The sequence below is a fragment of the Microbacterium neimengense genome, assembly GCF_054782995.1.
This window is the reverse complement of sequence record NZ_BAAGRK010000015.1, coordinates 349260-374696: the sequence shown is the minus strand read 5'-3', so window position 1 is coordinate 374696 and position 25437 is coordinate 349260. Positions and strand designations below refer to the sequence as shown.

The window sequence follows — 25437 nt, the reverse complement described above, 5'->3', positions numbered from 1 at the left end:
GGAAGTTCCGTTCGTCGTGAGATCTGCGGGCCCGACGCTTCAGGCGACGACCCAGCGACCCATCTTACGGGATGGTCGCCGGTCGCGCCGGGCACACGATGGCGCGGCGCGGCCGGCGGCAGTGTCATGCGTAACGGTAGAAGCCCTCGCCGGTGGCGACACCGAGCTTGCCCTGGTCGATGTAGTTCTCCTTCAACCAGGCAGCCAGCGCCTGATCCCCTGTGCTCGAGTGCGTGAGGATGTTGTAGGGCGTGTTCAGGCCGATGACGTCGAGCATCTGCAACGGCCCCATGGGGGCGCCGGTGGCGATGCGCCACGTCTTGTCGATGTCGGTGACGGACGCGTATCCGCCGGCTGCGAGTCCCATACCAGCGTTCAGCAGCGGAACGAGGAGCGAGTTCAGCACGTAGCCCGCCTTCTCCTTGCGGATGGCGATCGGCACCATGCCGATGGCCTCGGCGAAGTGCATCACCGCGTCGAACACCTCGGGGGCGGTGCGCTCGGTGCCCATGACCTCACCGGTGTTGAACTTCCACACGCGGTTCGCGAAATGAAGCGCCAGGAACCGATCCGGGCGACCTGTGAAGTCGACGATGTCGGACGGCAGGAGTGTGGACGAGTTGGTCGCGAAGATCGTGTTCTCACTCGCGAGCTCGGACAGGCGCGAGTACACCTCGCGCTTCAGATCGAGCACCTCCGGCACGGCCTCGATGACGAGGTCGGCTTTTGCTGCGTCGGCGAGACTGGTGGTCAGGCTCACGCGCGCCAGCGCGTCGTCGACACGCGTTCCCTCGGCAGCTCCGGGCACCTCGGCCCGATAGGTGGCCGCGAGGCGCTCGAACCGCTCGCGCGCCGAGGAGAGCGCCTGTTCGCTGATGTCGTACGCGACGACGGGGAATCCGCGATAGGCACTCTGAAAGGCGATCTGCGAACCCAGAACGCCTGTTCCGAGAACGGCGACAGTCGTGATGTCAGTCATGATCTCTTCTTCCTGACGGGGGTCTCCCGTCGCTCACTCCGCGGTCGGGTCGGCCGCGATCTCACCGGCGCCGGCACGGTAGCCGGCGACGATCTGCGCGATCTGCCTGGGCAGGTCGGTCGTGTCGAAGCTCTCTTCGCCCCGGGGTCGGACGAGCACGATGTGCGCGCAGGCGAAGACCGCGCGGGCCGCGCTGCGGGCTGCGGCACTCGTCTGGCCGCCGGTGAGGATCCTGGCGATGCCATCCTCCAGCTCGGCGACCACCGACAGTCCCTCGGCGCGGTGCGGGTCGTCCGCATCGCCGAACATGAGCTCGCGCTGGTACACGGCCGCATCCGATGCGCGCCGCGCCGCCATGTCGAAGAGCGGGCTGAGAGCGGCGTGGACCGCCTCGGCCGCATCCGGAACGGTCCGGGCATCCGACAACCCTCGACGTACCGCTTGGCGCACTTCCTCGTTGCGCACCATGAGGAGAAGCTCCGCCTTCGTCGCCGCGTAACGGAAGACCGTTCCCACCGCGACATCAGCGCGATCCGCGACCTGTTGAGTCGTGACCCGCGCGTAGCCGAACTCGTCGAACAGATCACGCGCGGCAGCGGAGATCCGCTCCTGCTTCAGCTGCTTCCCGCGCTCACGGCGCCCCGCATCGTTCGACACGAATGAGTCAACTCAAAAATGAGTCGACTCATTCCCTCTGCGCCGGAACGAGCTTTCAACCGTCGGCCTGGCCGGCGATCACCCGGATGAGGCGGTCCACCGCCGTGGCATAGCCCTGTACGCCCTCGCCGATCACGTGGACGATCGCGACGTCGCGGACGTAGGAGTGGTGCCGGAACTCCTCGCGAGCCATGACATCCGAGATGTGCACCTCCGCGACCGGCAGGGAGACGCCGCTGAGCGCATCGCGCAGGACCACCGAGGTGTGGGTGAGCCCGCCCGGGTTGATCACGATCCCCGCGCAGTCCTGGCGCGCGGCATGGATCGCGTCGAGCAGGACGCCCTCGTGATTGCTCTGCACCGCGCGCGTCTCGAAGCCATGCGCGGCCGCGGCGTCCGATGCGATCCGCTCGACGTCGGCCAGCGTCGCCGTGCCGTAGATCCCGGGTTCACGCTCACCGAGCAGATTCAGGTTCGGGCCGTTGACGAGCAGCAGACGACGTGCGGTGGTCACGTTCGCACGCTACCAGGAGGACGAGTCGAACGAGACGCCCTCAGTCGGCGACCTCCTGGTACGCCGCGAACAACAATGACTCGTCGGGAGCTTGCAAGACGGTGGGGCGAGCGATGTCGTCCAGCACGATGAACCTGAGCATCCCGCCGCGCGACTTCTTGTCGCGCTGCATCGTCGCCAGCAGCTGCGGCCAGGCGCCGGCGCGATAGCTCGTGGGGAGCCCGAGCGACTCGAGGATCTCGCGATGGCGCGCCGCAGCCGCATCCGACAGTCGCCCTGCCAGGCGCGAGAGCTCGGCGGCGTACACCATCCCGATGGAGATGGCCGCACCGTGACGCCACCGGTAGCGCTCCGCGTGTTCGATCGCATGGCCGAGCGTATGACCGTAGTTGAGGATCTCCCGCAGCCCCGCCTCGCGGAAGTCCTCACCCACCACGCGCGCCTTCATGTCGATCGCGAGCTCGAGGCAGCGTCTGAAGGATGCCGATGACGGGTCGACGATCGCCTCCGGTTCGGCCTCGATGCGGTCGAGGATCTCGGGTGCCCAGATGAAACCCGCCTTGACGACCTCGGCGAAGCCGGCGGTCGCCTCGTTCTGGGACAGCCCGTCCAGCATCGACAGGTCGCAGACGACGGCCTGCGGCGCCCAGAAGGCACCGACGAGGTTCTTACCCTCTGCCGTGTTGATGCCCGTCTTGCCGCCGACCGCTGCATCCACCATGCCGAGGACGGTCGTGGGAACCTGAACGACCTGGATACCACGCAGCCAGGTCGCGGCGACGAAGCCCGCCAGATCTGTCACCGCTCCCCCGCCGAACCCGACGACCGCATCCGTCCGCGTGAAGTCCGCTTGGCCCATGACCTGCCAGCAGAACGCGGCCACCTCGACGCGCTTTCCCTGCTCGGCGTCGGGGATCTCCGCCAACAGCACCTCGCGTCCACCGTCGGACAGGAGTCGTTCGCGGAGCGTGGTCGCAGCCGCGGCCAGCGTAGGCGGGTGGACCACGAGCACCTTGCGTACCGAAGGCGCCAGCGCCTCGCCCACCCGATCCATGATGTCGCGCCCGAGGTGGATCGTGTACCCGTTGTCGCCGGCGACGGTGATCTCGGTCGTCTCGGTCATGATTGTCCCTTCGGTACGGCTGTGCGCGCCCACGCCACGATCTTGTCGACGACGTCGGAGAGCGGTCCGTGTGAGGTGTCGAAGGTCGCGTCGGCGACTTCGGTGTACAGCGGCATTCGTTCCTCGAGGATGCGGCGCCAGCGCGCGACGGGATCCTCACCCTCCTCGGCGAGCAACGGACGGTGCCCGCCGCCGATCCGACCGGCGACGACCGAGGGTGAGACCGTCAGCAGCGCGACGCGGTGGGCCCGAAGATCGGCACGCGTCGCAGAGTCGAGGACGGAACCACCGCCGAGCGAGACCACACCACCGCGTGCCAGCGCCTGCGCGACGGCATCACGCTCGAGTTCCCGGAAGCGTGCTTCGCCGTGCGTGGAGAAGATCTCCGAGATCGCACCGTGCGATCGCACCACGGTGGCGTCGGTGTCGACGAAGCCGACCTCCAGCGCTTTCGCGACCCGCTTGCCGATGCTGGTTTTGCCGGCACCCATGGGGCCGACGAGCACGATCGCCGGGTCGGCGGGCGCCGTCATCGATCCAGATCGGGATCGCTGGCGTCCGCCGTGCGCAAGGTGTCCGGGATCGCCGTCAGGTAAGAGTGCAGGTTGCGACGGGTCTCCACGATGTTGTCGCCGCCGAACTTCTCCAGCACGACATCGGCGAGCACGATGGCGACCATGGCTTCGGCAACGACGCCGGCCGCAGGCACGGCGCACACGTCCGAACGCTGGTGGTGCGCCGAAGCGGTCTCGCCCGTGGCGACGTCGATCGTGCGGAGCGCATGAGGGACGGTCGCGATCGGCTTCATCCCCGCCCGCACCCGCAGCACGGTCCCGGTGGACATGCCGCCCTCGGTGCCGCCGGCACGGTCGGTGCCGCGCGTGATGCCGCCGTCGGTCGCGAACAGCTCGTCGTGCGCAGCTGAGCCGCGTCGACGAGTGGTCTCGAAGCCGTCGCCGACTTCCACGCCCTTGATGGCCTGAATGCTCATGAGCGCTTGCGCCAGCTTGGCGTCGAGACGGCGATCCCACTGCACGTGCGAGCCCAGCCCCGGCGGGACGCCGTAGGCGAGAACCTCGACGATGCCGCCGAGGGTGTCGCCGTCCTTCTTCGCGGCGTCGACCTCGGCGACCATGGCCTCGGACGTCGTCGCATCGAAGCAGCGCAGCGGATCCGCATCCAGTGCGTCGACGTCGTCCGGCGTCGGAAGCGCTGCGCCCTCGGGCACGCGCACCGGGCCGATCGAGAGCGTGTGGCTCACGAGGCGGATGCCGAGCTCACCGAGGAAGGAACGCGCGATGGCGCCCAGGGCGACGCGCGCCGCGGTCTCTCGGGCGCTGGCGCGCTCGAGGATCGGACGCGCCTCGTCGAACCCGTACTTCTGCATTCCGACGAGATCGGCGTGACCGGGGCGAGGCCGCGTGAGAGCCGCCCCCCGACCGCGCGAGCGCTCGGTGAGCTCCACGGGGTCGGGGCTCATGACCTCGACCCACTTCGGCCACTCGGTGTTGCCTACGCGCAGCGCAAGGGGACTGCCGATGGAGTATCCGTGCACCACACCCGAGGAGATCGAAAGCTCGTCCTCCTCGAACTTCATCCGCGAGCCGCGGCCGTAGCCCAGCTTGCGGCGGGCGAGGTCGGCTTGGATCGCCTCACGGGAGACCGGGACGCCGGCAGGCAGACCCTCCATGATGGCGACGAGTTCGGGGCCGTGCGATTCGCCGGCCGTGAGCACGCGGAGCATTCGTCTATTCTCCCACGAGCGCCCGGCGCATTGCGGCCAGTACCCGGGCTTCGTCATCGAGCGGCTGGTCCTGCTCCCCGCCCACGAACACGCGCACCTGTCGGAGGGCCTGATGGAGCAGCATGGGAAGCCCGGACACCGCGGTCAGACCGCGTTCGGACCATGCCGCCGACAGAGGCGTCGGCCACGTGCCGTAGACGACGTCCATGAGGGTGCCGCCCGCATCCGCCAACGAGGACACCGTCGGCGAAGGAAGGACGGCGTCCCCGGGAAGGGTTGCCACGGTGACCTCGACGGCACGGTGCGGACCGTCCAGAGAACGAGCAGTGGTGCGCAGCCCCAGCTCGGCGCCCCGGGCCACGAGTTCGTCGGCCGCATCCGGGCGGCGGGCGAGGATCTCGACGGAAGCGACGCCCATCTCCGACAGTGCGACCAACGCGGATGTGGCGGTGGCTCCCGCGCCCAGGATGCGTGCCGACGACACCTGACCCACGCCCGCCTCACCGAGCGCGGCCACGATGCCGCCGACGTCCGTGTTGTACCCGCGCGGACCGCGGGAACCGAGCAGCAGCGTGTTCACGGCACCGGTCGACCGCGCCCTCGCGTCGAGCGCGACGGCCGCACGGAAGGCCGCCGATTTGAGGGGCATCGTGAGCGAGAGGCCCCGCCACGACGCGTCGAGCGACGAGAGTGCCGCCGGGAACCCCGCCTCATCGACGCGTCGCCTGTCGTACGTCCACGGCGCATGCAGCACGTCGTATGCGGCCGCGTGCAGCCGCGGCGAACGACTGTGGGCGATGGGATCGCCCCATACGGCGAGACGCGTGCCGCTCAACATCCCGAATCCGGGTGCTCGCTGCACCACTGCTGGAACTGTTTCACGTACTTCTGGTGCTCGGCGTACGTCGTCGTGAACACCGTCTCCCCGGTGTCCAGATTGACCGTGACGAAATAGAGCCACGGGCCGTCAGCGGGGTGCATCGCCGCATCGATGGCCACATCGCCCGGGTTCGAGATCGGTCCGACGGGCAGACCGGGATGCACGTACGTGTTCCACGGGTTGTCATCGTGCTGCGCCTGTTCGGAGGTGCTCACCGAACCCGCATGGAGCTCGCCATAGCCGTACTGCGCGGTCGAGTCCATCTGCAGCAGACCGAACGTCTCCTGGTTGGACGGATCGAGACGGTTGAGGATGACACGCGACACCTTCTGCATGTCCGCCTCGTAGCGCGCCTCGCGCTGGATGATCGACGCGATCGTCAGGATACGCTCTCGTTGGTCGGCGGGGACGCCGGCAGCGTCGAGCGACTGAATGGTGCGATCGACCATCATCTGGATGATCGCCGTCGCACTGGTGCCGGGCTCGATCGTGTACGTCGCGGGGAAGAGCCAGCCTTCCAGGCTCGACGCCGAGACGCCGTAGGCCGAAGGATCGGCGACCGCCGCCGTCAGATCGTCGAGCGACACGCCGGCGCCGTCGGAGATCCGCTGCAGCGACACATCGACCGTCAGCCCTTCGGGGAGCACGACGCGCCCCTCCATCCGGTTGGCCGGATCTCCGAGCGCCTCCAGCGCCGCCGCCGAGGTCATCTCCTGCTGCAGCTTGTACGTCCCGGGCTGGAAGGTGAAGGCGATGTTGTTGTCGATCATGTAGCTGTACAGCGAGTTCGCCGTGCGGGTCACCCCTGCGTCGAACATCTTCTGGGAGACCTGGGGGCCGGCGTCGCCGCTGACGACGGTGATGGTCGCCTCGCCGTGCGCCTGTCCGGCCTCGAACTCGGTGGGCTCCTCCCAGCCGAGCACCGCTCGGATCTTATCCTCGTAGGTGTTCCACACCCAGAGTCCGCCCGCGGCCACGCCGCCCACCAGCACGACCACGGTTGCGAGGGCGATCCACCCGCCCTTACGGCGGCGACGTTTGTCCGGCGGGGGCGGCGGCGCACCCAGGACATCCGTCGTCGCCTCACCCGTGAACAGGTCGTCCAGCGAGGGGCGCGCAGCAGCCACCGGTGCAGGCTCCGCAGGCGGGCGGAAGATGGGCTCCGGCGTCGAGGGAGTCGACTGAGCGGCCGAAGCGGTCTCCGGCGCATTCGCGCGCTCGCGCTCAGCCGCCTCGCGCGCCTCGCGGCGGGAAGAGGGAGTGTCGGACATCAGTCGGTCTCCTGGTCCGGGTCAACGGGAGTGCCGGGCGCCCGCCCTGTCTGCTTCTCGACGTCGAGGGCGTTCTGCAACAGGATCACGGCGGCGACCTGGTCCACTATCCCACGCGAAGACCGCTGGGAACGCCCTGAGCGCCGGAGCGCCGCATGCGCCGACACCGTGCTCAATCGCTCATCGACCAGTCGCACGGGAAGGGATCCGGACGCGGCGAGGGCGCGCGCGAACTCGCGGGCGTCCTGTGTCGACGCCGTCTCGTTGCCGCTCAGGCTGATCGGAAGACCCACATAGAGCGCGACCGCGCTCTCCTCCGCAGCGATCGCGAGCACGCGCTGCGGCGAATCCTCCGCGCGCGCCACGGTCTCCACCGGCGTCGCGAGCATCCCGTCGGGATCGCACCGGGCGACACCGACCCGCGCTCTGCCGACATCGATGCCGAGCCGGACGCCCCTGCGGAAGTCGCTCACGCCGACGCGGCCTCCAGCGACCGGACGATGCCGTCGAGGGCGTCGGGGAGAGCAGCCGCATCCGAACCGCCGCCCTGAGCCACGTCATCGCGGCCGCCGCCGCCGCCGCCGAGCACGCCCGCGGCACCCTTGGCGAGAACGCCCGCCTTGACGCCCGCGCGCCGTGCCGCCTCGTTCGTGGCGACGATGACGATCGGTCGCCCGCCGGCCGTCGCACCGAGCGCGACGACGCTCGCGTCCTCACCGAGACGATCGCGCACCGCCAGAGCGACCGTGCGCAGATCATCGGCCGATCCGACGGCACCGATCGAGGCGACGACGGCACCGACCTGTCCCACGCGACGCGCCTGGGTCGCGAGCTCAGGGGCGCGTTGCGCGAGAGCCTGCGCCTCGAATGCCGCGATCTTCTTCTCCGCCGCCTTCAGGCTCGCGGCGAGATCGGCGATCCTTGCGGGAATCTGCTCGCGCGGAACCTTCAGGTCCGAGGTCAACTGGGAGACGATGGCTCGCTCGGCTGCGAGATCACGGAACGCGTCGAGTCCGACGAGCGCCTCCACGCGGCGAGCAGTCGCTCCCACCGAGGACTCCCCCACGAGGTTGATGAGTCCCACCTCCGCACTGGAGGAGACGTGCGTACCGCCGCACAGCTCGCGCGACCACGGTCCGCCGATGTCGACCATGCGCACGGTGGTCCCGTACTTCTCACCGAACAGCGCCATCGCGCCCAGTTCCTTGGCTTCGTCGAGGGGTAGCACGCGCGTCGTGACCTCGAGGTTGTCGCGCACGGCGTTGTTGGCGATCTCCTCGATCTCGCCGCGCGTCGCGGGCGAGAGCGCCTGGCTCCAGTTGAAGTCGAAGCGCATGTACCCCGCACGGTTCAGCGATCCCGCCTGGGTGGCGGAGCTTCCCAGGGTGTCGCGAAGAGCCGCGTGGACGAGGTGGGTCGCGGAGTGCGCCTGACGCGCGGCGCGGCGGTTCGCCGCATCCACGACCGTCGTCGCGGCATCGCCCACGCCGACCTCTCCCGTGAGTACCTCGACGGTGTGGCTGATGAGTCCGGGTACGGGCTTCTGCACGTCCAGGACATCCAACTCGAAACCGGAACCCACGATGGTGCCCTTGTCGGCGACCTGCCCACCCGACTCCGCGTACAGCGCGGTCGCCGGCAGGATCACCTCGACGACCTGCCCCTGACGCGCTCGGTCGACCGAGACGCCGTCGTGCAGGATGCCCAGCACGCGCGATTCGGTCGCAAGGTCCGTGTATCCGGTGAAGACGGTCTCACCCTGCGCGCGGAAGTCGCGGTACACGCTGTGGTCGGCGAGCTGGCGACGACGGCTCTTCGCATCGGCCTTGGCGCGGGTGCGCTGCTCCTGCATCAGGCTGTCGAACGCGTCGCGGTCGACGCTGAGCCCGGCCTCTTCGGCGACCTCGAGCGTGAGATCGATCGGGAAGCCGTAGGTGTCGTGCAGGAGGAACGCCTGGTCGCCGGAGATCGACGAACCACCGGTCTTCTTCGTCTCGGCGATCGAGAGGTCGAGGATGGACGAGCCGGACGCGAGGGTACGCAGGAACGTCTCCTCCTCCGCGAAGGCGTACTGCGAGATGCGGCCCCAGTCCTCGGCCACGACGGGGTACGACGCGGCCATGGCGTCGCGCGACGCGGCGAACAGCTCCGGGAAGGTCGCGCCGTCGACGCCGAGCAGCCGCATCGCGCGGATGGAGCGGCGCATGAGGCGACGAAGGATGTAGCCGCGGCCCTCGTTCGACGGCGTCACGCCGTCGGAGAGCAGCATGAGGGAGGAGCGCACGTGATCCGCGATGACGCGATAGCGCACGTCGTCCTCGTGCTCCTTGCCGTACGGGCGCCCAGAGAGCTCCACAGCACGGTCGAGGACCGGACGCACCTGGTCGGTCTCGTACATGTTGTCGACGCCCTGCTTGATGAAGGCGACGCGCTCGAGTCCCATACCCGTGTCGATGTTCTTGTTCGGCAACTCACCGACGATGTCGAAATCGATCTTCGAGCGCACATTCGTGATCGCATACTGCATGAACACGAGGTTCCAGATCTCCGTGAACCGCGAATCGTCGACGGCGGGGCCGCCGTCGCGACCGTAGGCAGGGCCCCGGTCGAAGTAGATCTCGGAGCAGGGTCCCGCCGGTCCCGGCTGCCCGGTCGACCAGTAGTTGTCCTCGCGGCCGAGCCGCTGGATGCGGTGCTCGGGCAGCCCGGCGATGCGACGCCAGAGGTCCGCGGCCTCGTCGTCGGTCTCGTAGACCGTGACCCAGAGGTCCTTCTCCTGGAAACCGAGCCCGCCGTCGGCCTCGGAGCGCGTCAGCAGATCCCACGCGTAGGTGATGGCGCCTTCTTTGAAGTAGTCGCCGAACGACCAGTTGCCCAGCATCTGGAAGAACGTGCCGTGCCGCGCCGTATGACCGACTTCCTCGATGTCGTTGGTCCGGATGCACTTCTGCACGTCGGCGGCACGCGGGAACGGCGGCGGGACGGTGCCGTTCAGGAACGGGACGAACGGCACCATGCCGGCGACCGTGAACAAGAGCGTCGGGTCATCGCTGACCAGAGAGGCGGAAGGAACGATGGTGTGATCGTTCTTCTCGAAAAAGTCGAGGTAACGCTGGGCGATCTCGGCGGTCTTCATGCGGTGTCTTCCTCGGGCAGGACAGGAAGGCCGCCGGAGCGGCCGTTCGGAGTTCGCGGATGGTCAGCGATCGTCGGCGGCGGAGCCCGCGGCGTCGGGCTCGGTGTCGAACCGGGCCTGCTGCTCGCGGTAGGCGTCCTGGATGCGGTCGGTGAACTCGGTGATACGGGCGTCGATCTCGGCGAGCACCTCGTGTCCACGCGGATCCTTGTTGACGAGGTGCGCGAGCACGAACCCGGCCGTCGTTCCGACCGCGAACCACAGAAGACTTCTCACCGTGACCTCTTCCTCATCGTGTCCGCGTCTGTCGCGAGCACCCTCCATCGTAGGCGAGAACGGATGCCGGCGACGGGTGGACGACGAAGGGCGCCGGGATGACCCCGGCGCCCTTCGTGCGCGAACGACTCAGCGCGCGGCGTAGTACTCGACGACCAGCTGCACGTCACAGGTCACGGGGACCTCGGCGCGCTTGGGACGACGCACCAGGCGGGCCTGGAGCTTGTCGAGCTCGACCTCGAGGTAGCCGGGGACGTTCGGCAGGACCTCGGCGTGACCGCCGGCGGCCGCGACCTGGAACGGCTCGGTGCCCTCGGAGCGGGCCTTGACGTGGATGAGCTGACCGGGCTTCACGCGGAACGACGGGCGGTCCACGATCTGGCCGTCGACCATGATGTGGCGGTGCACGACGAACTGACGCGCCTGCGCCGTGGTGCGGGCGAAGCCGGAGCGCAGCACGAGGGCGTCGAGACGCATCTCGAGCAGCTCGACGAGGTTCTCACCCGTCAGGCCGTCGGTGCGACGGGCCTCGTTGAACGCGATGCGCAGCTGCTTCTCGCGGATACCGTACTGCTCGCGCAGACGCTGCTTCTCGCGCAGACGGACGGCGTAGTCGCTGTCAGCCTTGCGCTTCGTGCGGCCGTGCTCGCCGGGAGCGTAAGGACGCTTCTCGAGGTAGCGGGCGGCCTTGGGGGTCAGCGCGACGCCGAGCGCGCGCGACAGGCGGACCTTGCGGCGGTCCTGGGACTTCGTGGTCACGAAGATGTCCTTCCGATGACGTGGCCGCGCCTTTCGCGGCTCACGGGCGTATCACCCGACTTCTCCCGATGACGCGCACGCCGGGGCGCGTAGGACGGTGGTGCAGAAGGAGGGGGATGCCCGAAAACTCGGTTTCGAGCCGACTCATCCTATCAGACGGTCGTCCGGCGCAATTGGGCGCGCGAACTGGTCATCCCTCGAGAATCCGGCGGATCTTCTCGACGCGCGCAGCGATGTCGCGCTCGATGCCCCGCTGAGTGGGCTGGTAGTACCGCCGCCCGCGGAGCTCGTCGGGTAGATACTGCTGGGTCGCCACGCCAACGTCGAGGTCGTGGGGGTAGATGTAACCCTTGCCGTGCCCCAGACGCTTGGCGCCCGGATAGTGCGCGTCCCGAAGGTGCGTGGGGACCCGCCCGAAGCCGCCGGCTTTGACATCGGCGATCGCGGCGTTGATGGCGTTATAGGCGGCGTTCGACTTGGCGGTCGTCGCCAGGTATACGGTCGCCTCCGCGAGAGGAATGCGGCCCTCGGGCATTCCGATGAAGGCCACCGCGTCCGCCGCAGCCACGGCGATCTGCAGAGCCTGCGGGTCAGCGAGCCCGATGTCCTCCGCGGCGGAGATGACCAGACGCCGCGCGATGAACCGCGGGTCCTCGCCCGCCTCGATCATGCGCGCGAGGTAATGGATCGCCGCGTCCGCATCCGACCCGCGGATCGACTTGATGAACGCGCTGATGACGTCGTAGTGCTCGTCTCCCTGGCGGTCATAGCGCAGAAGGGCACGGTCGACCGCCTGTGCGATGAGCGCGGCCGAGATCCGCGGCTCTTGCTCACCGTCCGTCATGGCAGCCGCGGCCTCCAGCGCCGTCAAGGCACGCCGGGCGTCGCCGGACGCGAGGCGCACGAGCGCGTCGCGGGCTTCGGCCTCGAGCGCGACGCGCCCGCCCAATCCCCGCGGATCACTCACCGCCCGATCGACGAGTGCTCCCAGATCGTCGTCGCCCAGCGGCTTCAAGGTCAGCAGAAGAGAGCGCGACAGGAGCGGCGAGATCACCGAGAACGACGGGTTCTCCGTCGTCGCCGCGATCAGAACGACCCATCCGTTCTCGACACCGGGCAGCAATGCGTCCTGCTGCGCCTTGGTGAAGCGGTGGATCTCGTCCAGGAACAGGATGGTGGACTGCCCGTACAGATCGCGCTGATTGAGCGCCTCCTGCATCACCTCGCGCACGTCCTTCACGCCGGCCGTGATGGCGGAGAGCTCGACGAAGCGACGCCCGGAGGAGCGCGCGATGGCTTGCGCGAGGGTGGTCTTGCCGGTGCCGGGCGGCCCCCAGAGGATGACGGACACCGCGCCGGAGGTCTGGCGCTCGGAATCGGCCAGCGCGACGAGCGGGGAACCCGGCTTCAAGAGGTGTCCCTGGCCCGCGACCTCTGCCAGCGACACCGGGCGCATACGCACAGCGAGAGGCGTCTGGCCCTGGAAGAGGGCACCGGAGGAGGTCACTCCCCCAGGCTAACGGCGCCCGACGACGCCGGCTTTGATGACCGCCGGCACCGCCGCATAAGATCGGCTGGTCCGGCCGACGAGGAGGAACCGTGGCAACGGGAAGCAAGCAGCAGCGCGCCGAGCGCGAGCGCGCTCGGCTGTATCAGGCGCGCCGCGCCCACCACGACGCTCAGGTCGCTCGGCGTCGCCGCGACAACCTGCTCGCGGGACTCGGTGGCGGAGTGCTCGTCCTCGCCATCCTCGGCGGCCAGGTCGCGTACTACACGGTCGGCCCCGGCGCGAGTTCCCCTGGCGTCGAGACGCCGAGCCCGGCACCCTCAGACTCTGCTCCCGCCGCGACACCGCTGCCGACACCGGAGCCCACGTCCTGACCTGCACGGCGCCCGACCGGCTGGCGTACTAGGCTGAATCCGATTTCCCCCGCCGACGCGAGACGCTCGAGGTGCCCCGTGACTGCCGCGACAGACCACACCCCTGACCAGCCCGACACCACCGGGGCCGCTGACGAGCCCTGGGGTCGGGTGGATGCCGACGGCACCGTCGCCGTGCGCGAGGGAGAGAGCTGGCGCGTCGTCGGCCAGTATCCCGACGGAACACCGGACGAGGCACTCGCGTACTTCGTGCGCAAGTACACCGACCTCGCGAGCGAGTTGACGCTCCTCGAGGTGCGTCACCGCCGCGGCGGCGCATCGGCTTCGGACCTTCGGCACACGGCGAACACCCTGCGGGAGAAGGTCACGGACGCCGCGGCCGTCGGCGACCTCGAGGCATTGCGTGCTCGGCTCGACGCCCTAGTCGCCTCCCTCGCCGAAGCCACCGCGAACGAGGCGGAGGCGGCGAAGGCCGCTGTCGACGAGGCAGTCGCCCAGCGCACTGTGCTGGTCGAGCGTGCCGAGGCACTCGCCGCGCGCGACCCGAAGTCGCTGCAGTGGAAGCAGGTCACCGCAGAGCTGTCGGAGCTGTTCGATCAGTGGCAGAGCCAGCAGCAGAACGGCCCGCGCCTGCCGAAGTCCGCGTCGCAGCAGCTGTGGACGCGCTTTCGCGACGCACGCAGCGCGCTCGAGCGTCATCGTCGCGCCTTCTACGCCGAGCTCGACGAGGTGCACAAGGCCGCCAAGGACCGCAAGACGCGTCTCGTGGAGCGCGCCGAGGCTCTTGCCCCGCGCGGCGAGGACGGGATCCCCGCCTACCGCGACCTCCTCGACGAGTGGAAGGCCGCAGGGCGCGCCGGCAAGCGCGTCGACGATGCGCTCTGGGCACGCTTCAAGGCCGCCGGTGATGCGCTCTACGGTGCGCGACAGGGCCGCGAGGCTGCCGAGGCCGAGGAGTCCAAGGAGCGGATCGTCGCCAAGCAGGCGCTGCTCGAGACCGCGAAGCCCATCGTCGACGAGAAGAACCTGTCTGCCGCCCGTCAGCGTCTCACCGAGATCCAGCGCGAGTGGGACGAGATCGGACGCATCTTCCCGCGTGATCGCGAGCGTGCTCTCGATGACGAGCTGCGCAAGATCGAGCAGCATGTGCGCGGCCGCGAGGACGCCGAGTGGAAGCGCAACGAGCCGGAGACGACGGCCCGTGCGAACGACATGACCCGCCAGCTGACCGATGCCATCGAGAAGCTCGAGAGCGAACTGGCCGAGGCGGAAGCCCGCAAGGATACGAAGGCTGCGAAGACGGCGCGCGAGTCCCTCGAGGCCCGCAAGGCCTGGCTGCGCGCCATCGGCGGCTGACCGCTCCCCCTCCCGACCTCGACGCGCGGGGCCTGTCCACAGATCGGATGGGCCCCGCGCGTCTTCGCGTGCAATCGCGGCACACTGAGGCGATGGGCTCCCGTTTCCTCTACTTCCCGAGCGAGCTGCTCAGTCGTGCCGAGCTCACAGCTGCCTGCCTCGACGGCGATCTCGTCGGACTCGGCGAAGGCTTCGTCCCCGCGGACACGATCGAGACCGCAGCGATGCGGGCCGCATCCTTGCGCCCGCTCGTCGGTGAGCGGATGGCGGCCACCCACCGCAGCGCGGCCTGGGTCCACGGAATGATCGACGAAGTCCCCGTCCGTCACGACCTGCAGCGCATCAGCGCGCACCGCCTGCACGAGCCGGTGGACCGACGCTTCGTCTACCGCGATCCGCGCATCCCCGACGAAGACCTGGTCCGCCTCGGCGGCGTTCCCGTCACCACGCCCGCTCGCACCATCGCCGACCTCGCGCGAGGCACCGACGAGACGGTACATGACCTCCTGGGTCAGTGCGCGGAGCGGGCACCACACGCCGCCCACGGGGCCATCGCGTGGCTGGCGGCAAAACGACGCGTGCCCCGTCGCCTGGCCGCGCTCGCTCTCCTGGACGAGCTCGTCAGGAAGAGGTGACGCGGTACACGTCGTAGACGGCGTCGATGCGGCGCACCGCGTTCAGCACCCGGTCGAGGTGGACCGTGTCGCCCATCTCGAACACGAAACGGCTGAGAGCCAGACGATCGTTGGAGGTGGAAACCGTCGCGGAGAGGATGTTGACGTGGTGTTCACTCAGCACCCGCGTCACGTCGCTGAGCAGCCCCGAACGATCGAGCGCCTCGACCTGGATCTGAACGAGGAACACGCTCTTCGTCGTCGGTGCCCATTCGACATCGATCATGCGCTCGGGGTCGGACTCGAGCGACTTGACGTTGGTGCAGTCGGCGCGATGCACCGAGACGCCGCTCCCCCGTGTGACGAAGCCGACGATCTCGTCTCCCGGCACGGGGGTGCAACACTTGGCGAGCTTGACGAGGATGTCGGGCGCACCGCGCACGAGCACGCCCGAATCGCCGTCGCGCGGTGCGCGACCGCGGCCGATGTGGGGAATGTCGATCGGGCCAGTGGAGGTGTCGTTGTCCGCGGCGACGAGCGCCGTCACCTTCTCGATCACCGATTGGGTGGAGACGTGTCCCTCACCGACCGCTGCGTACAGCGCAGACACGTCCTCGTAGCGCAGCTGCTGCGCGACCTGCGTGAACGAGTCCTGGCTCATCAAACGCTGCAGCGGCAGGTTCTGGCGCCGCATGGCTCGCGCGATCGACTCGCGCCCCTGCTCGATGGCCTCTTCGCGGCGTTCCTTGGTGAACCAGCCGCGGATCTTGTTGCGCGCACGGGTGCTCTTGACGAACCCGAGCCAGTCCTGGCTGGGTCCCGCATCCGGATTCTTCGAGGTGAAGACCTCGACGACGTCGCCCGAATGGAGCTCGGACTCGAGAGGCACGAGCCGGCCGTTGACCTTCGAGCCCATCGTGCGATGCCCGATCTCGGTGTGCACCGCGTACGCGAAATCCACCGGCGTCGCGCCGGCGGGTAGCCCGATCACTCGCCCCTTGGGCGTGAAGACGTAGACCTCTTTCGCGCCGATCTCGAACCGGAGCGAATCAAGGAACTCGCCCGGGTCAGCGGTCTCCGCCTGCCAGTCCGAGATGTGGGCGAGCCAGGCCATGTCGGCATCGACCGCCTTGGTGTCGGTCTTGGCGCCCGACATGCGTTCCTTGTATTTCCAGTGCGCTGCGACACCGAACTCGGCCTGCTGGTGCATCTCGTTCGTGCGGATCTGGATCTCGACCGTGCGCCCGTTCGGGCCGATGACGGTCGTGTGCAGCGACTGGTAGAGGTTGAACTTGGGCGTCGCGATGTAGTCCTTGAAGCGCCCCGGGAGCGGGGTCCACCGCGCGTGGAGCGCGCCGAGCACGGCGTAGCAGTCCCGGACGGTCGCGACGATCACCCGGATGCCGATCAGGTCGTAGATGTCGTCGAACTCACGACCTCGCACGACCATTTTCTGGTACACCGAGTACAGCTGCTTCGGTCGGCCCGCCACGCGTCCGCGGATGCGCAGCTCGCGCAGATCCTCTTCGACCGCGTTGATCACGTTCTGCAGGTACTGCTCGCGCTGGGGCGTGCGCTGCTTGACGAGGCTGTCGATCTCCACGTAGAGCTTCGGGTGGAGCACCGCGAACGACAGGTCTTCGAGTTCGGACTTGATGGCCTGGATACCGAGCCGGTGCGCGAGGGGCGCGTAGATCTCGAGAGTCTCGGTCGCCTTCTTGGTTGCCTTCTCGGGGGGCACGAAGCCCCACGTGCGGGCGTTGTGCAGGCGGTCGGCGAGCTTGATGACGAGCACGCGGATGTCGCGAGACATGGCCACGATCATCTTGCGGACGGTCTCTGCCTGCGCGCTTTCGCCGTACTTGACCTTGTCGAGCTTCGTGACGCCGTCGACGAGCATCGCGACCTCGTCGCCGAACTCGGCGCTCAGCTCGTCGAGCCGGTACCCGGTGTCCTCGACCGTGTCGTGCAGGAGAGCTGCGGCGACAGCCTTCGGCCCGAGCCCGAGATCAGCCAGGATCTGGGCCACCGCGAGCGGATGCGTGATGTACGGCTCGCCGCTCTGCCGCTTCTGTCCCTCGTGCGCGCGCGCGGCCACCACGTACGCACGCTCGACGATCGCGAGATCGCCCTTGGGATGGTGCGTCCGAACCGTGCGGACGAGCTTGTCGACATCGTCGCGGCGGGCGGCGCGCGAGAAGATCCGCGGGATCAGGCGACGCAGAGATGAACTCTGGGCGCCCGCGGGAAGCGTCTCGGCCATGCCTCGATCACCATCCTTCGCCCGGTCGGATCAGTTTACGCGTGTGCGACCCGATCAGGCTTCGACCACGGCGCGCTCGCGTGCAGACCGCACCCGCGCATCGCTCGCCTTGACCTTCGCCTCGCCCTCGCGGAAGAGGCTGTACAGCGGAGCCGCGAGGAACAGCGTCGAGTACGCGGCCACGATGGTTCCCACGAAGATCGACAGCGAGATGTCCGTGAGCGTCTGCGCACCGAGCCAGAAGGCACCGATGAACAGGATCGCACCGGTCGGCAGAATGGCGACCATGGTCGTGTTGATCGAGCGGATGAGGGTCTGATTGACCGCGAGGTTCACGGATTCACCGAACGTGCGGGCAGAGATCTCCCCGTCATCCCTTGTGTTCTCCCTGATCTTGTCGAAGACGACGGTGATGTCGTAGAGCGAATACGCGAGGATCGTGAGGAATCCGATGACGGCGGCCGGCGAGATCGGGAATCCGAACACCGCATAGATGCCGACCGTGACGACCAGCACGTCGACCACGCCGATGATGGCGGCCGCGGACATCTTCCAGGTGCGGAAGTACAGGGCCAGGATCACGAAGGTCAACGTGAGGAAGATCGCCAGGCCCCACAGGGACTGCCGGGTCACTCCTTCGCCCCAGCTCGGGCCGATGAACGATGACGTGACGTCTGCGGCGGGCACGTTGTAGGCCTCCGCGAGCGCCTCGGACACGCGCTGCGTCTCGTCGTTGGACATCTGGTCGGTCTGCACCCGGACCGAGTCCGCCCCCACCGTGGTGACGCGCGTCTCGGCGTTCGGCACGACGGACTGTACGGCACTCGTGGCGATGGCCTGGTCGGGGTTGCTCAGCTCGTTGATCGTGAACTGGGACCCGCCGGTGAACTCGATCGAGAACTCGATCGGGCGAAACAGCGGCACCAACGCGGAGGCGATGACGAGCAGGGCACCGATCAGGAACCAGAGTCGGCGACGGCCGACGAACGGGAACGAGGTCTTGCCGGTGTAGAGGTCGTTACCGACCTGGGACATCGAGCGCATCAGCTGCGACCGCCCTTCGACTGGGACGCGGTTTCGTCCGCGGATGTGGAACCGGCATCCCCCTGCTGCGCGGCGCGCTTGCGCTCCGCGATGGTCTGGCGACGCTCAGCCTCGCCGCGGGAGCGCGCGACGCGTCCCGTCTGGGCCACCGGGGCGCGGAACTGCGCGCGACCGCGATAGACCGCGCCGAGTGCCGTCGGGTCCAGTCCCGAGAGCGGGTGGCCGGAGCCGAAGAACCGGGTGCGAGCCAGCAACTGCATCACAGGGTGCGTGAACAGGATGAAGATGAGCACGTCGATGACGGTCGTGAGGCCCAGCGTGAACGCGAAGCCCTTCACTGTCGCATCCGCGAGGATGTAGAGCACGACGGCGGCCAGCACGTTGATCGACTTCGAGATGTAGATCGTGCGCTTCGCACGGCTCCAACCGTCCTCGACGGCCGCGGTGATCGACTTGCCGTCGCGCAGCTCATCGCGGATGCGCTCGAAGTAGATGATGAACGAGTCCGCGGTGAATCCGATCGACACGATCACACCCGCGACACCTGCCAGCGACAAGCGGTAGCCCATGCGCCAAGCGAGGACACAGAGCGTGATGTAGGTCAGCACGCCCATGACCACGAGCGACGCCATGATCACCGTGCCGAGCGCTCGGTAGACCGTCAGCGAGTAGACCGCGACGAGAGCCAGACCGATGAGGCCGGCGATCAGACCGATCATCAGCTGCTGAGAGCCGAGGGTGGCCGAGATCGTGTCGGAGCTCTGCACCGTGAAGCTCAACGGCAGGGCGCCGTATTTGAGCTGGTCGGCCAGCGTCTTCGCGCTCTCCTGCGTGAAGGATCCGGTGATCTGCGGCTTTCCGTCAGTGATGATGCCGTTCATCGACGGGGCAGACAGCACGGTGCCGTCGAGCACGAACGCGAACTGGTTCAGCGGCCGCTGGAGGGGATACAGTCGCTGGCTGATCTCGGTGAACTTCGCGGTGCCCTCGGCGTTGAAGACGAGGTTGACCGCCCACTGGCCGTTGTTCTGCACGACCCCCGAGCTCGCGTCGGAGACGTCGTCGCCCTTGATCTCGACCGGGCCGAGGATGTACTTCGCCGTGCCGTCCGTCGAACAGGTGATCAGGGGGTCGCCGTCGGGAGCGTTCGCGGGATCGTTCGTGGGATTGGCGCAGTCGTAGGCCTGGAACTCCGCCTGCAGCTTGGGGGTGATCCACGCAATGTCGCTGCCGTTCGTGGGCGACGCGGTGGGCGTGGCCTCGAGCGAGGGATCCGGCGTCGGATACGGCGTGGCCGTGCCGTCCTGACCGATGAAGCTGCCGCTCACCTCGCCCGATTCGACGAGCACGGGTCGCAGCTGCAACTGCGCAGAGTCCTGGATGCGCTGACGCGTCTCCTCGTCGGCCTCACCCGGGATCTGGACGACGACGTTGCGTCCGCCCTCGGTCGTCACATCCGCCTCGCCGACGCCGGAGGCGTCGACGCGCTGGCGGATGATGGTGACGGCCTGGGTCATCTGCTCACCGCTCGGAGCGGCGCCGTCGGCGGTCTGGGCCGCGAGGATGATCTGCGTGCCGCCCTGCAGGTCCAGGGCGAGCTCCGGAGACCAGGAGCTCGCGGGAGCCCCTGCGGAGGTCTTGAAGACGTAGACGCCCAGGGCGTTGACGCCGAAGAGCACAGCGGTCACCGCGAGGAGCCCGATGAGGGCGCGCCAGGCGTGACGGACGGGAGTGGATGTCGCCACGGACGATCAGCTTTCTCGTGCAGGAAGGGACGGAGGTGTCAGGCCTCGGGCTTGTCCTTCTTGTCGTTCTCGACCTCGTCGCTGTGCGACGAGTACTTGTGGTCGTCACTGATCGAAGTGATGTCACCGTCGGCGACGCCGGCGATGTACTCGGCCTCGCTCGCCTCGGCTTCGATGAACTCGTCCTCGGTCACGACGCCCTCGACGGGGTCGACGACACGGAGGATGGCCTGGCTGTGCACCTTGATCTCGACGCCCGGGGCGATCTCGATGAGTGCCGGCTGGTCGAGGTTCTCGGGGTCGAACTCGACGATGGTTCCGTACAGACCGCCCTGCAGCAGCACCTCGGCGCCGGGAACGGTCTGGCGGGCCTTCTGCTCCTGCTCGGCCTTCGCCTTCTGCATGCGGCGACGCGAGCTCCAGAACATGAAGATCAGGAGGATCACCAGCAGGATGATCAGACCGTAGTTGGTGAAGAAGGTCGCGAAGTCCATGAAGCGGAGGGGCCCTTTCCGGGGCAGCGCGAACCGGGTCCAGCGCTGGTCGAGTCAGTTGCGGCGAAAGCCTTTAGCGATTATAGGTCATCGAGCCGCAGCGCTCCGGTCGGATGCGGCACCCCCAGGTGACCGTAGGCCTCCGGAGTCGCCACGCGTCCGCGCGGCGTGCGCCCCATGAAACCGATCCGCACCAGGTAGGGCTCGACGACCGACTCGATCGTGTCTGCCTCCTCGCCCACCGCGACAGCCAAGGTGTTCAGACCGACGGGACCGCCGCGGAAGCGACGGATGAGCGCGTCCAGCACGGCCCGGTCGAGCCGGTCGAGGCCGATCGGGTCGACGTCGTACAGCTCGAGAGCCGCATCCACGCTGGCGAGAGTCCCCGATCCTCCATCGCCGTAGACGATGAGGTAGTCGCGGACTCGTCGCAGCAGTCGGTTCGCGATACGCGGGGTTCCGCGCGAGCGCCGGGCGATCTCGGAGCGCGCCATGGCCGGCAGATCGACGCCGAGCATCGTGGCCGAGCGGGCGATGACCCGTTCGAGCTCCTCGGGCTCGTAGTACTCGAGGTGTGCTGTGAAACCGAAGCGGTCGCGCAGCGGATTGGGGAGCAACCCGGATCTCGTGGTGGCACCAACGAGGGTGAAGGGCGCGAGATCGAGGGGGATGCTGGTCGCGCCGGCGCCCTTGCCGACCATGATGTCGATGCGGAAGTCCTCCATCGCGAGGTAGAGCATCTCCTCCGCGGAGCGCGCCATCCGGTGGATCTCGTCGATGAACAGCACCTCGCCGGGCGTCAACGACGACAGGAGCGCCGCGAGATCGCCGGCGTGCTGGATGGCAGGCCCGCTCGACATGCGCAGCGCGCGTCCGCTTTCATGCGCCACGATCATGGCGAGCGTCGTCTTGCCGAGCCCGGGAGGGCCGGAGAGCAGGATGTGGTCGGGTGGGCGCTGTTGGATGCGCGCCGCGTCGAGCAGGAGCTGCAACTGGCCGCGAACCTTCTGCTGTCCGACGAAGTCGGCGAGCGAGTCGGGGCGCAACGCGCCCTCGATCGCGAGTTCGCTCTCGTCCGCGGGACTGCCCGCATCTCTCAGTTCATCCACGCAGCACCTCCCCGCGAGCCGGGCCCAGCGCCGCGAGGGCTCGGCGCAGGAGGGCGGCGACCGTGCGCTCGTCGGGCGCGTCGGCGACCACGATCGCAGCCGTCTCGGCGGCGACGCGCTCGGACCACCCCAGGCCGACGAGTGCCTGCGCGAGCTGATCGGCGAGGTCGGGCGACGCGGCGGAGGCCGAGGAGCCGGTGGCGGATGCGGTGGGCGGCGCCAGCTTGCCGGCGAGCTGCACCACGATCAGCTTGGCCGTCTTGGGTCCGATGCCGGAGACCTTGCGGAAGGGACCATCGGCCTCGTCGGCCACCGCCTGCGCGATCTGGTCGATGCTGAGCTCCGCCAGCACACCGAGCGCGGACTTGGGTCCGACACCGGACACCGCGATGAGCGCCGCGAACACGGCCAGCTCCTCTCGCGTACGAAAGCCCACCAGCGATAGGGCGTCCTCGCGGACGATCATGTGCGTGTGCAGCAGGACCTCGTCACCCACGTGCACGGAGCGCGAGACGTCCGAGGTCACGGCCACGCTGTAGCCGACGCCGGCGACCTCGAGAACGAGGCCGTCGGAGGATGCGTACACGACGGAGCCGCGGAGCGAGGCGATCATGGCTGTGAGCCTATCCCGCTTCGCACCTTTGTTCGATTCGACACGCTCAGCGTCGCGCCTTCTCCGCCGCTCGCCACGCGCGCTGTGCCGGAGTGAGAGCCGCATCCGAGGCCGACGCTCCCCCAGCACTGTCGCCGCGCCACGCGTGACACAGCGCGAGCGCGAGCGCATCCGCGGCGTCGGCGGGCTGCGGGAGCGCGTCGAGTCTGAGAACCCGGGCCACCATCGTCTGGACCTGCAGCTTCTCGGCGGAACCGTATCCGGTGATCGCCGCCTTGACCTCGCTGGGCGTATGGGTCGCCGTGCGCAGACCGTGCTCGGCCGCGATGAGCAGAGCGATGCCGCTGGCTTGCGCCGTCCCCATCACCGTGCTGCGGTTCTGCTGCGCGAACACACGCTCGACGGCGACGACATCGGGGCGATGCTCCCGCACGGCGTCACGGAGCCCCTGCGCGATGAGATGAAGCCGTTCGGCGACCGGCAGGTCGGGCGACGAGCGGATGACGCCGACGTGCACCAGACTCGCGCGACGGTCGGCCCCGACGTCCACGACGCCCACGCCGCAGCGCGTCAGACCCGGGTCGACACCGAGCACACGCAGAGAAGAACCCACCCCGTCACGCTACGTGCCTCAGGGCGAGCCGGCCCCCCGACGCGCCCGCGACGCCCGACGCTTACTCGTCGGCCTCGAGCTCCGCCTGCACCTCGGGCGTCAGATCGAAGTTGCTGAAGACGTTCTGCACGTCGTCGCTGTCCTCGAGAGCGTCGATCAGACGGAACACCTTCCGTGCCGTCTCGGCGTCGACCTCGACCTTGAGATTCGGGACGAATTCGACATCGGCGGATTCGTACTCGATGCCCGCGTCGGTGAGCGCGGTGCGGACCGACACGAGGTCGGAGGCCTCGGTGATGACCTCGAAGCCCTGCGCGTGCGGCTCGATCTCCTCCGCGCCCGCCTCGAGAGCAGCCATCATGACGTCGTCCTCGCTCGTGCCTTCCTCGGCGACCACGATGACGCCCTTGCGGGTGAAGTTGTAGGCGACCGAGCCGGGGTCGGCGAGCGTGCCGCCGTTGCGCGACAGGGCCGTGCGGACCTCGGCGGCGGCACGGTTCTTGTTATCGGTCAGACACTCGATCATGAGGGCGACGCCGTTGGGACCGTAGCCCTCGTACATGATCGAGGAGTACTCGACCGACTCGCCGCCGATGCCGGCTCCGCGCTTGATGGCGCGATCGATGTTGTCCTTGGGTACCGAGGTCTTCTTCGCCTTGAGGACCGCGTCGAAGAGCGTCGGGTTGCCCGCCAGATCGGCGCCGCCCAGCTTCGCGGCGACCTCGATGTTCTTGATGAGCTTCGCCCACGACTTCGCACGGCGGGCGTCGACGACGGCCTTCTTGTGCTTTGTGGTGGCCCATTTGGAGTGACCGGACATGAGTCTCCCGTGTTCAGCGGCTGGAAAGTCCAGCGTCGATCTTAGTTCAGCCGCGCGCGGACCCGCTCGAGGAGACGTTCGTGGAACCGCGTCTCGTCCGAGACCTCGGGGTGGAACGAGGTCCCGAGCAGGTTGCCCTGCTGCACGGCCACCACCCGCCCGTCGTCGAGGGTCGCGAGGATCTCGACGCCCGCGCCGACACGTTCGACCACGGGGGCGCGGATGAAGACGGCCTTCACCGGAGGTCCGCCGAACGCCTCGACGCGCAGGTCGCTCTCGAACGAATCAAGCTGCGAGCCGAACGCATTGCGTCGCACGGCCACATCCATTCCGCCGAAGCTCTGCTGCCCCGGCAGACCGTCGAGCACCTCGTCGGCGAGCAAGATGAGCCCCGCGCACGTCCCGTAGACAGGCAGCCCCGCCGCGATCGCCCGGCGCAGCGGGTCGCGCATCCCGAACACCCGGCTCAGCTTGTCGATCACACTCGACTCGCCGCCCGGAATCACCAGGCCGTCCACCTCCGAGAGCTCGGCGGGCCGGCGAACCGTGCGCACCGCCGCGCCGAGGAGGCGGAGGATGCGCACGTGCTCGCGCACGTCGCCCTGCAGTGCCAGGACCCCGATACGCGGCGCCTCACCAGCCACGGTCGGCGAGGCGGTGCGGAGCGGGCAGGTCGGCCACGTTGATGCCGACCATGGCCTCGCCGAGTCCTCGTGAGGCTTCGGCGATGACGGCGGGGTCGTCGAAGAAGGTGGTCGCCTTCACGATGGCCGCCGCCCGCTGGGCGGGATTGCCGGACTTGAAGATCCCGGAGCCCACGAACACGCCGTCGGCTCCCAACTGCATCATGAAGGCGGCATCCGCCGGCGTCGCGACGCCGCCGGCGGTGAACAGGACGACCGGCAGCGTACCGGTGCGGGCCACCTCGGCCACGAGTTCATATGGCGCCTGGAGCTCCTTCGCGGCGACGTACAGCTCGTCGGCGCTCTTCGCGCCGAGAGCCGCGATCTCGCCCCGGATCGTGCGGATGTGCTTCGTGGCCTCTGAGACGTCTCCCGTGCCGGCTTCCCCCTTGGACCGGATCATCGCCGCACCCTCGGTGATGCGGCGCAGCGCCTCACCGAGGTTCGTCGCGCCGCACACGAAGGGCACGGTGAAGCCCCATTTGTCGATGTGGTTCACGTAGTCCGCGGGCGAGAGCACCTCGGACTCGTCGACGTAGTCGACACCGAGCGCCTGTAGTACCTGAGCCTCCACGACATGGCCGATCCGCGCCTTCGCCATGACCGGGATCGACACCGCGGCGATGATCTCGTCGATCAGGTCGGGATCGCTCATCCGCGCCACTCCGCCCTGCGCACGGATGTCGGCGGGGACGCGCTCGAGGGCCATGACGGCGACGGCCCCCGCGTCCTCCGCGATTCGTGCCTGCTCAGCGGTGACCACGTCCATGATCACGCCGCCCTTCAGCATCTCGGCGAGTCCGCGCTTGACGCGCGTGGAACCGGTGAGGGAATCGGTCATCGGGTGCTCCTTCGTCGACGTC

At 68.5% G+C, this 25437-nt stretch carries 26 protein-coding genes; 3 read left to right on the top strand and 23 right to left on the bottom strand.

Translation table 11 applies throughout. The annotated features are described in order from the left end of the window. Positions 1 to 124: 124 nt before the first annotated feature. The 13 genes from ACYVJS_RS12365 to ACYVJS_RS12305 all read right to left on the bottom strand — a co-directional run bounded on the left by ACYVJS_RS12365 (position 125) and on the right by ACYVJS_RS12305 (position 12846). Positions 125 to 979, bottom strand: a complete 855-nt coding sequence (locus tag ACYVJS_RS12365) for a 3-hydroxyacyl-CoA dehydrogenase (RefSeq protein ID WP_460740214.1) — start codon at positions 977 to 979, stop codon at positions 125 to 127. Between the two features lie 33 nt (positions 980 to 1012). Continuing rightward, entirely contained in the window at positions 1013 to 1636 is a 624-nt protein-coding gene (locus tag ACYVJS_RS12360) for a TetR/AcrR family transcriptional regulator (protein ID WP_460740213.1), read from the bottom strand. Positions 1637 to 1691: 55 nt separating this feature from the next. After that, positions 1692 to 2150 (bottom strand): type II 3-dehydroquinate dehydratase, encoded by a 459-nt coding sequence (locus tag ACYVJS_RS12355; protein ID WP_460740212.1) that lies wholly within the window; start codon positions 2148 to 2150, stop codon positions 1692 to 1694. A gap of 40 nt (positions 2151 to 2190) precedes the next feature. Then, a complete protein-coding gene (aroB, locus tag ACYVJS_RS12350; protein ID WP_460740211.1) occupies positions 2191 to 3273 on the bottom strand; it encodes a 3-dehydroquinate synthase in 1083 nt (360 codons plus the stop codon). After that, a complete protein-coding gene (locus ACYVJS_RS12345) occupies positions 3270 to 3806 on the bottom strand; it encodes a shikimate kinase (protein WP_460740210.1) in 537 nt (178 codons plus the stop codon). Before ACYVJS_RS12345 ends, aroB begins: the two co-directional genes overlap by 4 nt. After that, positions 3803 to 5017: a chorismate synthase gene (gene aroC, locus ACYVJS_RS12340; protein WP_460740209.1), complete on the bottom strand. Its 1215-nt coding sequence runs from the start codon at positions 5015 to 5017 to the stop codon at positions 3803 to 3805. Before aroC ends, ACYVJS_RS12345 begins: the two co-directional genes overlap by 4 nt. A gap of 4 nt (positions 5018 to 5021) precedes the next feature. Beyond that, complete coding sequence (locus ACYVJS_RS12335) at positions 5022 to 5882, bottom strand: shikimate dehydrogenase (RefSeq protein WP_460740208.1); 861 nt, start codon at positions 5880 to 5882, stop codon at positions 5022 to 5024. Further along, entirely contained in the window at positions 5849 to 7168 is a 1320-nt protein-coding gene (gene mltG, locus ACYVJS_RS12330; protein WP_460740207.1) for an endolytic transglycosylase MltG, read from the bottom strand. The genes ACYVJS_RS12335 and mltG overlap by 34 nt, the downstream gene beginning before the upstream one ends. After that, on the bottom strand, positions 7168 to 7641 hold the full coding sequence (ruvX, locus tag ACYVJS_RS12325) for a Holliday junction resolvase RuvX (protein WP_460740206.1): 474 nt from the start codon (positions 7639 to 7641) through the stop codon (positions 7168 to 7170). The genes mltG and ruvX overlap by 1 nt, the downstream gene beginning before the upstream one ends. Next, on the bottom strand, positions 7638 to 10304 hold the full coding sequence (gene alaS / locus ACYVJS_RS12320) for an alanine--tRNA ligase (protein WP_460740205.1): 2667 nt from the start codon (positions 10302 to 10304) through the stop codon (positions 7638 to 7640). The genes ruvX and alaS overlap by 4 nt, the downstream gene beginning before the upstream one ends. A gap of 63 nt (positions 10305 to 10367) precedes the next feature. Further along, on the bottom strand, positions 10368 to 10580 hold the full coding sequence (locus ACYVJS_RS12315; RefSeq protein ID WP_460740204.1) for a hypothetical protein: 213 nt from the start codon (positions 10578 to 10580) through the stop codon (positions 10368 to 10370). A 129-nt stretch (positions 10581 to 10709) separates the two neighbouring features. Beyond that, positions 10710 to 11339, bottom strand: coding sequence for a 30S ribosomal protein S4 (gene rpsD, locus ACYVJS_RS12310; RefSeq protein WP_243227891.1), 630 nt, complete (start codon positions 11337 to 11339; stop codon positions 10710 to 10712). A gap of 190 nt (positions 11340 to 11529) precedes the next feature. Beyond that, positions 11530 to 12846: a replication-associated recombination protein A gene (locus ACYVJS_RS12305; protein WP_460740203.1), complete on the bottom strand. Its 1317-nt coding sequence runs from the start codon at positions 12844 to 12846 to the stop codon at positions 11530 to 11532. Positions 12847 to 12938: 92 nt separating this feature from the next. Between ACYVJS_RS12305 and ACYVJS_RS12300 the strand changes: the two genes are divergently transcribed. The 3 genes from ACYVJS_RS12300 (at position 12939) to ACYVJS_RS12290 (ending at position 15211) form a co-directional block, all read left to right on the top strand. Continuing rightward, positions 12939 to 13220 (top strand): dioxygenase, encoded by a 282-nt coding sequence (locus ACYVJS_RS12300; protein ID WP_460740202.1) that lies wholly within the window; start codon positions 12939 to 12941, stop codon positions 13218 to 13220. A 78-nt stretch (positions 13221 to 13298) separates the two neighbouring features. Continuing rightward, positions 13299 to 14576, top strand: a complete 1278-nt coding sequence (locus tag ACYVJS_RS12295; RefSeq protein WP_460740201.1) for a DUF349 domain-containing protein — start codon at positions 13299 to 13301, stop codon at positions 14574 to 14576. Between the two features lie 92 nt (positions 14577 to 14668). Then, on the top strand, positions 14669 to 15211 hold the full coding sequence (locus ACYVJS_RS12290; RefSeq protein WP_460740200.1) for a type IV toxin-antitoxin system AbiEi family antitoxin: 543 nt from the start codon (positions 14669 to 14671) through the stop codon (positions 15209 to 15211). Here ACYVJS_RS12290 and ACYVJS_RS12285 read toward each other — a convergent pair. The 10 genes from ACYVJS_RS12285 to pdxS all read right to left on the bottom strand — a co-directional run bounded on the left by ACYVJS_RS12285 (position 15198) and on the right by pdxS (position 25415). Next, positions 15198 to 17453, bottom strand: a complete 2256-nt coding sequence (locus ACYVJS_RS12285) for a RelA/SpoT family protein (RefSeq protein WP_460740199.1) — start codon at positions 17451 to 17453, stop codon at positions 15198 to 15200. The two genes, ACYVJS_RS12290 and ACYVJS_RS12285, sit on opposite strands and share 14 nt — an antisense overlap. Before the next feature lie 54 nt (positions 17454 to 17507). Then, positions 17508 to 18497 (bottom strand): protein translocase subunit SecF, encoded by a 990-nt coding sequence (secF, locus tag ACYVJS_RS12280; protein WP_460740198.1) that lies wholly within the window; start codon positions 18495 to 18497, stop codon positions 17508 to 17510. Then, positions 18497 to 20242: a protein translocase subunit SecD gene (gene secD, locus ACYVJS_RS12275; protein WP_460740197.1), complete on the bottom strand. Its 1746-nt coding sequence runs from the start codon at positions 20240 to 20242 to the stop codon at positions 18497 to 18499. The genes secF and secD overlap by 1 nt, the downstream gene beginning before the upstream one ends. Before the next feature lie 38 nt (positions 20243 to 20280). Further along, complete coding sequence (locus ACYVJS_RS12270) at positions 20281 to 20736, bottom strand: preprotein translocase subunit YajC (protein WP_460740196.1); 456 nt, start codon at positions 20734 to 20736, stop codon at positions 20281 to 20283. Positions 20737 to 20816: 80 nt separating this feature from the next. Beyond that, complete coding sequence (gene ruvB / locus ACYVJS_RS12265; protein ID WP_460740195.1) at positions 20817 to 21845, bottom strand: Holliday junction branch migration DNA helicase RuvB; 1029 nt, start codon at positions 21843 to 21845, stop codon at positions 20817 to 20819. Then, positions 21838 to 22458, bottom strand: coding sequence for a Holliday junction branch migration protein RuvA (gene ruvA / locus ACYVJS_RS12260; RefSeq protein ID WP_460740194.1), 621 nt, complete (start codon positions 22456 to 22458; stop codon positions 21838 to 21840). The genes ruvB and ruvA overlap by 8 nt, the downstream gene beginning before the upstream one ends. 46 nt (positions 22459 to 22504) lie before the next feature. Next, on the bottom strand, positions 22505 to 23071 hold the full coding sequence (gene ruvC, locus ACYVJS_RS12255; protein WP_460740193.1) for a crossover junction endodeoxyribonuclease RuvC: 567 nt from the start codon (positions 23069 to 23071) through the stop codon (positions 22505 to 22507). Positions 23072 to 23132: 61 nt separating this feature from the next. Further along, positions 23133 to 23891: a YebC/PmpR family DNA-binding transcriptional regulator gene (locus ACYVJS_RS12250; protein WP_243227903.1), complete on the bottom strand. Its 759-nt coding sequence runs from the start codon at positions 23889 to 23891 to the stop codon at positions 23133 to 23135. Positions 23892 to 23932: 41 nt separating this feature from the next. Beyond that, on the bottom strand, positions 23933 to 24535 hold the full coding sequence (gene pdxT / locus ACYVJS_RS12245; RefSeq protein WP_460740192.1) for a pyridoxal 5'-phosphate synthase glutaminase subunit PdxT: 603 nt from the start codon (positions 24533 to 24535) through the stop codon (positions 23933 to 23935). Beyond that, entirely contained in the window at positions 24525 to 25415 is an 891-nt protein-coding gene (pdxS, locus tag ACYVJS_RS12240; RefSeq protein ID WP_137416937.1) for a pyridoxal 5'-phosphate synthase lyase subunit PdxS, read from the bottom strand. Before pdxS ends, pdxT begins: the two co-directional genes overlap by 11 nt. Positions 25416 to 25437: the final 22 nt, after the last annotated feature.

Coding starts and splice junctions, on each gene's coding strand:
- ACYVJS_RS12345 (WP_460740210.1), bottom strand. CDS start 3,806: ATGACGGCGCCCGCCGACCCGGCGATCGTGCTCGTCGGCCCCATGGGT.
- ACYVJS_RS12250 (WP_243227903.1), bottom strand. CDS start 23,891: ATGTCCGGTCACTCCAAATGGGCCACCACAAAGCACAAGAAGGCCGTC.
- aroC (WP_460740209.1), bottom strand. CDS start 5,017: ATGCTCCGCGTGCTCACGGCCGGCGAATCGCACGGCCCCGAACTCGTC.
- ACYVJS_RS12365 (WP_460740214.1), bottom strand. CDS start 979: ATGACTGACATCACGACTGTCGCCGTTCTCGGAACAGGCGTTCTGGGT.
- aroB (WP_460740211.1), bottom strand. CDS start 3,273: ATGACCGAGACGACCGAGATCACCGTCGCCGGCGACAACGGGTACACG.
- pdxS (WP_137416937.1), bottom strand. CDS start 25,415: ATGACCGATTCCCTCACCGGTTCCACGCGCGTCAAGCGCGGACTCGCC.
- ruvA (WP_460740194.1), bottom strand. CDS start 22,458: ATGATCGCCTCGCTCCGCGGCTCCGTCGTGTACGCATCCTCCGACGGC.
- alaS (WP_460740205.1), bottom strand. CDS start 10,304: ATGAAGACCGCCGAGATCGCCCAGCGTTACCTCGACTTTTTCGAGAAG.
- mltG (WP_460740207.1), bottom strand. CDS start 7,168: ATGTCCGACACTCCCTCTTCCCGCCGCGAGGCGCGCGAGGCGGCTGAG.
- ACYVJS_RS12290 (WP_460740200.1), top strand. CDS start 14,669: ATGGGCTCCCGTTTCCTCTACTTCCCGAGCGAGCTGCTCAGTCGTGCC.
- ACYVJS_RS12285 (WP_460740199.1), bottom strand. CDS start 17,453: ATGGCCGAGACGCTTCCCGCGGGCGCCCAGAGTTCATCTCTGCGTCGC.
- secF (WP_460740198.1), bottom strand. CDS start 18,497: ATGCGCTCGATGTCCCAGGTCGGTAACGACCTCTACACCGGCAAGACC.
- ACYVJS_RS12270 (WP_460740196.1), bottom strand. CDS start 20,736: ATGGACTTCGCGACCTTCTTCACCAACTACGGTCTGATCATCCTGCTG.